This window comes from Lysobacter sp. TAB13, from assembly GCF_052113885.1.
Taxonomy (GTDB): Bacteria; Pseudomonadota; Gammaproteobacteria; order Xanthomonadales; family Xanthomonadaceae; genus Lysobacter; species Lysobacter gummosus.
In genome coordinates, this window is sequence record NZ_JBFRDR010000043.1 from 1 (window position 1) to 9,475 (window position 9,475).

2 protein-coding genes are annotated in these 9,475 nt (G+C 68.0%); both read left to right on the forward strand.

Annotation, left to right across the window (positions count from 1 at the left end):
• Positions 1–42: 42 nt before the first annotated feature.
• On the forward strand, positions 43–7,776 hold the full coding sequence (locus AB4Y92_RS24980) for an amino acid adenylation domain-containing protein (protein ID WP_441822070.1): 7,734 nt from the start codon (positions 43–45) through the stop codon (positions 7,774–7,776).
• Positions 7,773–9,475: condensation domain-containing protein (locus tag AB4Y92_RS24985; protein WP_441822071.1), on the forward strand; the 1,703-nt coding region annotated here is incomplete at its 3' end. The genes AB4Y92_RS24980 and AB4Y92_RS24985, both read left to right, overlap by 4 nt.

Sequence of the window (9,475 nt, forward strand, 5' to 3'; positions counted from 1 at the left end):
GCGTGGCAGTCGTATCCGTCGGAGAACCTCGATCCGGCCGGCGTGACCGCGAACAACCTTGCCTACGTCATCTACACCTCAGGTTCCACCGGCCAGCCCAAAGGCGTGATGGTCGAACACGCCAATCTGGCGAACCTGATCCACTGGCACAGCGAAAGCTTCCCGCTGCAACCCGGCGAACGCACGGCCAGCACCGCCGGTATCGCCTTCGACGCCTGCACCTGGGAAATCTGGCCGGCACTGAACATGGGCGCGACCCTGGCCCTGCCGCCGCGCGACACCGCCGGCGATCCGATGAAGTTGCTGCAGTGGTGGGAATCGCAGGATCTGCACAGCAGCTTCCTCGTTACCGCATTGGCCGAAATCGCTCTAGGCCGCGCGCAACCGGGCAAGCCGCTGCGCAGCCTGCTGACCGGCGGCGACCGTCTCAGCCGTCTGCCCGAGAAAAACTTGCCGTATGAGTTGATCAACAATTACGGCCCGACCGAAACGACAGTGGTGGCGACCTCCGGCCGTCTCGATCCGAACGGCGCCATCGTCCATATCGGCCGCCCGATCGCGAACACGACGATCTATCTGCTCGACGCGCACGGCGAACCGGTGCCCGAAGGCGTGGCCGGCGAAATCCATGTCGGCGGCGCCGGTGTGGCGCGCGGCTATCTCAACCGCCCGGAATTGACCGCGGAGCGCTTCCTCGACGATCCCTTCGCAGCCCGCGAGGGCGCGCGGATGTACCGCACCGGCGACCTCGGCCGCTGGTTGCCCGACGGCACGATCGAATTCCTCGGCCGCAACGATCATCAGGTCAAGATCCGCGGTTTCCGCATCGAACTGGGCGAGATCGAAGCGCAACTGGCGCAACTGCCCGGCATCCGCGAAGCGGTGGTGCACGCCCGCGAAGACGGCACCGGCGACAAGCGTCTGGTCGCGTACCTGGTGGGCGAGGGCATCGCGTCCAGCGCCGATCTGCGCGCCGCCCTGGCCCGCGATCTGCCCGACTACATGGTGCCGGCGGCCTACGTGCTGCTGGAGCAACTGCCGCTGACGCCGAACGGCAAGCTGGACCGCCACGCCTTGCCGGCGCCGGACGGCGACGCCTACGCGCAACGCAGCTTCGAAGAACCGCAGGGCGAGGTGGAAACCGCGCTGGCGCAAATCTGGGCCGAACTGCTGCAAGTGCCGCGCGTGGGCCGGCGCGATCATTTCTTCGAACTGGGCGGACACTCGCTGTTGGCGATGCGCCTGCTGTCGCGGGTCAGCCAACGCCTGAAGCTGAGCGTGTCGCTGCCGGACTTGTTCGCAACGCCGGTGCTATGCGACTTCGCCCGGACCCTGTCGAAAGCCGGCCACGACGACATGCCGGCCTTGCTCGGCGGCGAGCGCCCGGCGCTGATTCCGCTGTCGTTCGCGCAACAGCGATTGTGGTTCATCGCCCAGATGGGCGAGGAAGCCAGCGTCGCGCATCACATTCCGCTGGGCCTGCGCCTGTCGGGCGATCTGGACGAGACCGCGTTGCAGGCTTCGCTGCAGCGGATCGTGCAGCGCCACGAAGCCTTGCGCACTTACTTCGAACTGGTTGAAGGCCAACCGGTGCAGCGCATCGCCGAGGATGCGGCGTTCGCATTGACCCGTCAGGACCTGAGCGCCAGCGCCGATCCGCACGCCGAACTGACGCACTGGCGCCAACTCGAAGCGCAAGAGCCGTTCCATCTGGACCAGGGCCCGCTGATCCGCGGACGCCTGCTGCGCCTGGGCAAGCGCGAACATGTGCTGCTGCTGACCCTGCACCACATCGTCTCCGACGGTTGGTCGATGAGCGTGCTGATCGAGGAACTCGACGCGCTGTACCGGGCGTATTCGCTTGAGGGCGTGCCGACCCAGGTCGATCCGCTGCCGGCGCTGCCGGTGCAGTACGCCGATTACGCCGTGTGGCAGCGCCGCTGGCTCGACGGCGCCTTGCTGCACAACCAGCAGAACTATTGGCGCGAACATCTGCAAGGCGCACCGGGCCTGCTGGAATTGCCGACCGACCGCGCGCGTCCGCCGGTGCAGGAACATGCCGGCGACAGCCGCCGTTTCAGCATCGACGCCGACCTGAGCCGCGAGCTGCATGCGCTGAGCCAGCGCCATGGCACCACGTTGTACATGACCCTGCTGGCGGCGTGGGCGGCCTTGCTGAGCCGTCTGTCGGGGCAGAGCGATCTGGTCGTCGGCACGCCGATGGTCAATCGCAATCACACCGAACTCGAACCGCTGATCGGGATGTTCGTCAACACCCTCGCGCTGCGCTTCGATTTGTCCGAAGACCCGAGCGTGGCGCAGTTGCTGGCGCAGGCGCGGACCACCACGCTGGCCGCGCAGGCCAATATCGACCTGCCGTTCGAGCAGGTGGTGGAAACCCTCAAGCCGTTGCGCAGCCTGGCTTACACGCCCTTGTACCAGGTCGTGTTCGTCATGCAGAACGAGGCCGAGGAAAGCCTGCGCCTGGCCGATCTGCAGGTCGAAGCGCTGGCCTCGCACGTCACCCGCGCGCAGACCGACCTGTGGTGGTCGATCACGCAAGCGCACGATGGTCTGCAGTGCGAAGTGGTGTTCGCCACGTCCTTGTTCGACGCGGACACGATCGAGCGCTGGATCGGCCACTGGCAGGTGCTGCTGCGGGCGATAGTCGCCGATCAGGCCCAGGCCGTGAGCCGGCTGCCGCTGTTGTCGCCGGCGCAGCGCGATCAAGTGTTGCTCGGCTGGAACGACACCGCGCGGCCGTTGCCGCCGCACCAGCACGTGCATGCCTGGTTCGAAGCGCAGGCCGCCGCCGACGGCGCCGCGACCGCGCTGGTATGCGACGGCCTGCGCCTGAGCTATGCCGAACTCAACGCGCGCGCCAACCGTCTGGCCCATCACCTGATCGCGCTGGGCGTGCGTCCGGACCATCGCGTCGCCCTGGCGATGGAACGCGGCGCCGATCTGATCGTGGCGATGCTGGCCACGCTGAAGGCCGGCGGCGCTTACGTGCCGCTGGATACGCAATACCCGCCCGATCGTCTGGCCTTCATGCTCGACGACAGCCGTCCGAAGGTGGTGCTGACCCAGGCCAGCGTGCAGGAACGTCTGCCCGCCAGCCGTGCGCTGATGACCGCGAGCGTGGTCGAACTCGACGATCCGTCCGCGCCCTGGCAGGACTTGTCCGACGCCGATCCCGATCCGGTGGCGCTGGGCCTGACTTGCGATCATCTGGCCTACGTCATCTACACCTCCGGCTCCACCGGCAAGCCCAAGGGCGTGATGGTGCCGCACCGCGGCCTGTGCAATCTGGTCGCCGCGCAGTCCGATGCGCTGGCGGTGGACGCGGGCAGCCGCGTGCTGCAGTGCGCCTCGCTCAGCTTCGATGCGAGCGTGTTCGAAATCGTCATGGCGCTGTGCCATGCCTCCATCCTGTACTTGCCCGCGCCTGGCGAACTGCTGGCCGGCGCGGTGCTGGCGCGGGCGGTGCGCGAGCACGCGATCACCCACGTCACCCTGACGCCGGCGGTGCTGATGACGCTGGAGCAGCCGCAGGATCTGGCCAGCGTGCGCACTATGGTCGTGGCCGGCGATGCCTGTCCCCAGGCCCTGGTCGAGCGCTGGTCGCAAGGGCGCCGTTTCGTCAATGCCTACGGCCCGACCGAGTCGACCATCTGGGCGAGCTTCCACGCCTGCGACATCAGCGAGCACGGCCATCCGCCGATCGGCCGGCCCATCGCCAACGCCAAAATCTATCTGCTCGACGGCCACGGCGAACCGGTGCCGGTCGGCGTCACCGGCGAGATCCATATCGGCGGCGCCGGGGTGGCGCGCGGTTACCTCAATCGCGCCGAACTGACCCGCGAGCGCTTCCTCGACGATCCGTTCGCGGCCGAGCCGGGCGCGCGCGTCTACAAGAGCGGCGATCTGGCCCGCTGGCGCGCCGACGGCGTGCTGGAATTCCTCGGCCGCAACGATGCGCAGGTGAAACTGCGCGGTTTCCGCATCGAACTGGGCGAAATCGAAACCCAGCTGACCCGTCTGCTGGGCGTGCAGGAAGCGATCGTATTGCCGCGCGAAGACAGCCCGGGCGACAAGCGCCTGGTCGCGTATCTGCTGGGACCGGCGGTGCCTGAAGCGCAGGAGCTGCGCATCGCGCTGAGCAAGGCGCTGCCCGAGTACATGGTGCCGTCGGCGTTCGTGACCTTGCAGGCCTGGCCACTGACGCCCAACGGCAAGCTCGATCGCAAGGCGCTGCCGTCGCCCGACGGCGACGCCTACATCCAGCGCGAGTACGAAGCGCCGCAGGGCGAGATCGAAAGCGTGCTGGCCGACATCTGGACCGAGCTGCTGCGGATCGAGCGGGTGGGGCGCCGCGATCATTTCTTCGAAATCGGCGGGCACTCGCTGCTGGCGATGCAGCTGACCTCGCGCGTGCGCCAACGCCTGGGGCAGGAACTGGAACTGGCGAGCGTGTTCGGCAGCCCGGTGCTGTGCGAACTGGCCGAACGGGTGCGGCAGGCCGAAACCAGCACCTTGCCGGCGATCCGCACCGGCCAGCGGCCGTCGGCGGTGCCGCTGTCGTTCGCCCAGCAGCGCTTGTGGTTCCTCGCCCAGATGGGCGAGGAAGCGAACGCCGCCTATCACGTGCCCGGCGGCCTGCGCTTGCACGGCCGCCTGGACGAACACGCGCTGCAGGCCGCGCTGGACCGCATCGTCCAGCGCCACGAAGTGCTGCGCACCTGCTTCGGCCTGGAAGACGGCCAGCCGGTGCAATGCATCGCCGCGCACGGCCGCTTCAGCCTGGTCCGTCACGATCTGAGCGACACCGGCGATCTGGACGCACAGGTGGCGCATTGGAGCGAGATCGAGGCCCACGAGACCTTCGACCTCGGCGCCGGCCCGCTGATCCGCGGCCGCCTGCTGCGTCTGGGCGATCAGGACCACATTTTGTTGCTGACCGTGCATCACGTCGTCTCCGACGGTTGGTCGATGAGCGTGCTGATGCGCGAGCTCGGCGAGCTGTACCGCGCCTACGCGGTCGATGGCGTGGCGCCGCAGCACGATCCTTTGCCGCCGCTGCCGGTGCAGTACGCCGACTACGCAGTCTGGCAACGCCAGTGGCTGCAGGGCGCGGTGTTGCAACGGCAGGTGGATTTCTGGCGCGAGCATCTGCACGACGCGCCGACGCTGCTGGAACTGCCCACCGACCGGCCGCGGCCGGCATTGCAGGATCTCAGCGGCGGCACCTTCACCTTCGAACTCGACCCCGGCCTGAGCCAGGGCCTGCGCGAGTTGAGCAAGCGCCACGGCACCACCTTGTACATGACCTTGCTGGCGGCCTGGGCGGCGATGCTCGGACGACTGTCCGGCCAGGAGGATCTGGTCATCGGCACCGCCGGCGTCAATCGCAGCCATGCCGAGGTCGAGCCGCTGATCGGCTTCTTCGTCAACACCCTGGCCCTGCGCATCGATTTGTCCGGCGAGCCCAGCGTGGCCGAGCTGCTGGCGCGCATCCGCAAGACCGCGCTGGCGGCGCAGGCGCATAACGATGTGCCGTTCCAGCAAGTGGTCGAGGCGGTCAAGCCGGCGCGCAGCCTCGCGCATACGCCGCTGTATCAGGTCGCGTTCGTCATGCAGAACACGCCCGAGGGCGCGCTGCGCCTGCCGGGCATGGAGATCACCCCGATCGCGCACGAGAACACCGCCGCGCAGATCGACGTGTGGTGGTCGGCGACCGAAATCGGCGATCGCATCGAATGCTCGGTGGTCTACGCCGCGGCGCTGTTCGACGCGCAGACGGTGCAGCGCTGGAGCCGGCATTGGCAGACCCTGCTGCGCGAGATGGTCGACGGCGATTCGCGCCGGATCGGCCGCCTGTCGCTGCTGTCGCCGGGCGAGCGCCGTCAGGTGCTGGAGGAATGGAACGACACCCGGCGGCCGTATCCGCACGGCGATGGCGTGGTTCAGCGCGTGCAGGCGCAGGCGCAGCAGGCCGGCGCGGTGACGGCGTTGACGCACGAAGACGGCGATCTGAGTTATGCCGAACTCAATGCGCGGGCCAATCGTCTGGCCCATCATCTGCTCGCGCTGGGACTGCGTCCGGATCAACGCGTGGCGCTGCTGCTCGAACGCGGCCCGCAATTGCTGGTGGCGATGCTGGCCACGCTGAAGGCCGGCGGCGCTTACGTGCCGCTGGACCCGCAGTATCCGTCCGAACGTCTGGCCTTCATGCTCGACGACAGCCGGCCCAAGGTGGTGCTGACCCAGGCGAGCCTGGAAGAGCAACTGCCGGCCAGCCGCGCCCTGATGACCGCCAGCGTGCTGGTGCTGGACGATGCCGCCTCGCCCTGGCAGCGCCTGTCCGACGCCGATCCCGATCCGGCCGCGCTCGGCATCACCGCGAACCATCTCGCCTACGTCATCTACACCTCCGGCTCCACCGGCCAGCCCAAGGGCGTGATGGTGGAACGCGCCAATCTGGCGAATCTGGTCAACTGGCACAGCGAAACCTTCCCCTTGCAGCCGGGCGAACGCACGGCCAGCACCGCCGGCATCGCCTTCGACGCCTGCACCTGGGAAGTTTGGCCGGCGCTGAGCATGGGCGCGACCTTGGCCCTGCCGCCGCGCGACACGGCCGGCGATCCGATGAAGTTGCTGCAGTGGTGGGAGTCGCAGGATCTGCACAGCAGTTTCCTGGTCACCGCATTGGCCGAGATTCAACTGGGCCGCGCGCAACCGGGGCAATCGCTGCGCAGCTTGCTGACCGGCGGCGATCGCCTCAACCGTCTGCCCGAGCGCGATCTGCCTTACCAGCTGATCAACAACTACGGCCCGACCGAGACCACGGTGGTCGCGACCTCCGGCCGCCTGCGCGCCGACGACAAGGTGGTGCACATCGGCCGGCCGATCGCCAACACCTCGATCTATCTGCTCGACGCGCACGGCGAACCGGTGCCGCAGGGCGTGGCCGGCGAAATTTATATCGGCGGCGCCAGCGTGGCGCGCGGTTATCTCAACCGTCCGGAACTGACCGCGGAGCGTTTCCTCGACGATCCCTTCGCCGGACGCGAGGGCGCGCGGATGTACCGCACCGGCGACCTCGGCCGCTGGTTGCCGGACGGCACGATCGAGTTCCTCGGCCGCAACGACCATCAGGTCAAGATCCGCGGCTTCCGCATCGAGTTGGGCGAAATCGAAGCGCGGCTGGCCAAGCTGCCGGGTGTGCGCGAAGCGGTGGTGCACGCCCGCGAAGACAGTCCGGGCGACAAGCGCCTGGTCGCGTATCTGGTCGGCGATGCGCTGCCGCAGACCGCGGAACTGCGCGCGGCGCTGGCGCAGGAATTGCCCGAGTACATGGTGCCGGCCGCCTACATGGCCCTGGAGCGTTTGCCGCTGACGCCGAACGGCAAACTCGAACGCCGCGCCTTGCCAGCGCCGGAGGGCGATGCCTACGCGCAGCAGCGCTATGAAGAACCGCAGGGCGATATCGAGAACAACCTCGCCGCGGTGTGGATGGAGCTGCTGAAGCTGCCGCGGGTGGGGCGCCACGACCACTTCTTCGAAATCGGCGGCCATTCGTTGATGGCGACGCAGCTGGTGTCGCGCATCCGCCGCGAATGGGAGCTGGACATTCCGCTGGCGGAAGTGTTCTCGAACCCGACCCTGTCCGCGCTTTCGGGGGTCATCGTCGATTACGAATTGTCGACCTTCGACCCGCAGGAAATCCAGGCCCTCCTCGCAGGGCACGACTTGGAAAAAGGCCTAGCGTCATGACGACCTCTTCGATGGACCAGATGAGCCGCGCGCAACGCGAAGCGCTGCTGGCGCGGGCGAAAGCGGCGCGGATTTCCAAAAACGACGGCGCCCGCCAGGACGCGATCGCGCCGCGCGCGGGCGGCCCGACGCAGTGGCCGTCGTCGTTCGCCCAGCAACGCCTGTGGCTGATCAGCCAGATGGGCGAGCAGGCCAGCGCGGCGTATCACGTCCCGGTTCATTTCAGCCTGCGCGGCCCGCTCGACGCGGACGCGCTGCAGGCCGCGCTGGACCGCATCGTGCAGCGCCACGAAACCCTGCGCACCCGCTTCGCGCCGGTCGATGGCCAGCCGATGCAGCGCATCGCCGAGGACGGCCGCTTCAGCCTGCTGCGCCACGATCTGAGCGGGCAGGGCGATGCGCAGGGCCAGCTCGCGCATTGGATCGATATCGAAACCAAAACGCCGTTCGATCTCGCCGCCGGTCCGCTGGCGCGCGGACGCCTGCTGCGGATGGGCGAAGACGAGCACGTGTTGCTGCTGACCCTGCACCACATCGTCTCCGATGGTTGGTCGATGGGCGTGCTGATCGATGAGCTGAGCGCGCTGTATCGCGCCTATGCGCTCGAAGGCGTGCCGGCCCAGACCGACCCGCTGCCGGCGCTGCCGATCCAGTACGCCGACTACGCGCTGTGGCAGCGCCAATGGTTGAGCGGCGAAGTGCAACTCAAGCAACAGGCTTATTGGCGCGAGCAACTGGACGGCGCACCGGCCTTGATCACCCTGCCGAGCGACCGGCCGCGGCCGGCGGTGCAGGAATACGCCGGCGCCAGCCTCGATCTGGAACTGGACGAAGAATTGAGCGAGGCGCTGAGGGCGCTGTCGCGCAAGCACGGCACCACGCTGTACATGACCTTGCTCGCGGCCTGGAGCGCATTGGCCTCGCGTCTGGCCGGACAGGACGAAGTGGTGATCGGAACGCCGGTCGCCAACCGCACCCGGGTCGAGGTGGAGCCGCTGATCGGCTTCTTCGTCAACACCCTGGCGCTGCGCCTGGACCTGAGCGGCAGCCCGAGCGTGGCCGAACTGCTGGCGCGCGTGCGCGAGCAGGTGCTGCAGGCGCAGGCGCATCAGGACGTGCCGTTCGAGCAAGTGGTGGAGGTGCTCAAGCCGGCGCGCTCGATGGCGCATACGCCCTTGTTCCAGCTCATGTTCACCTGGCACAACGCCTCCGACGGCGACGCGGTGCGGCTGGGCGATCTGCAACTGCAGGCGCTGCCGGAACAGGAGCGCCGCAGCGCCCAGTTCGATCTGTCGCTGGGTTTGCAGGACGTCGGCGGACGCATTACCGGCAGCCTCGGATTCGCCACGGCCTTGTTCGATCGCGCGACGATGGCGCGGCACGTCGAGTACCTGAAGGCGTTGTTGCGCGGCATGGCCGGCGACGACAGCCGCTCGGTGGATCGCATCGCGTTGCTGACCGATGGCGAGCGGCAGCGGGTTCTGCAAATACACAACGATACGCAGCGCAGCTACTCGCATGGGCGGTGCGTGCATCAGCTGTTCGAACAGCAGGCCCTGCGCACGCCGGAGGCGATCGCGGCGGAGCAGGACGGACAGTCGCTGAGCTACGCCGAACTTAATGCGCGCGCCAATCGGCTTGCGCATCATCTGAGATCGTTGGGTGTCGGCGCGGACGATCGCGTCGCCATCGGGATGCC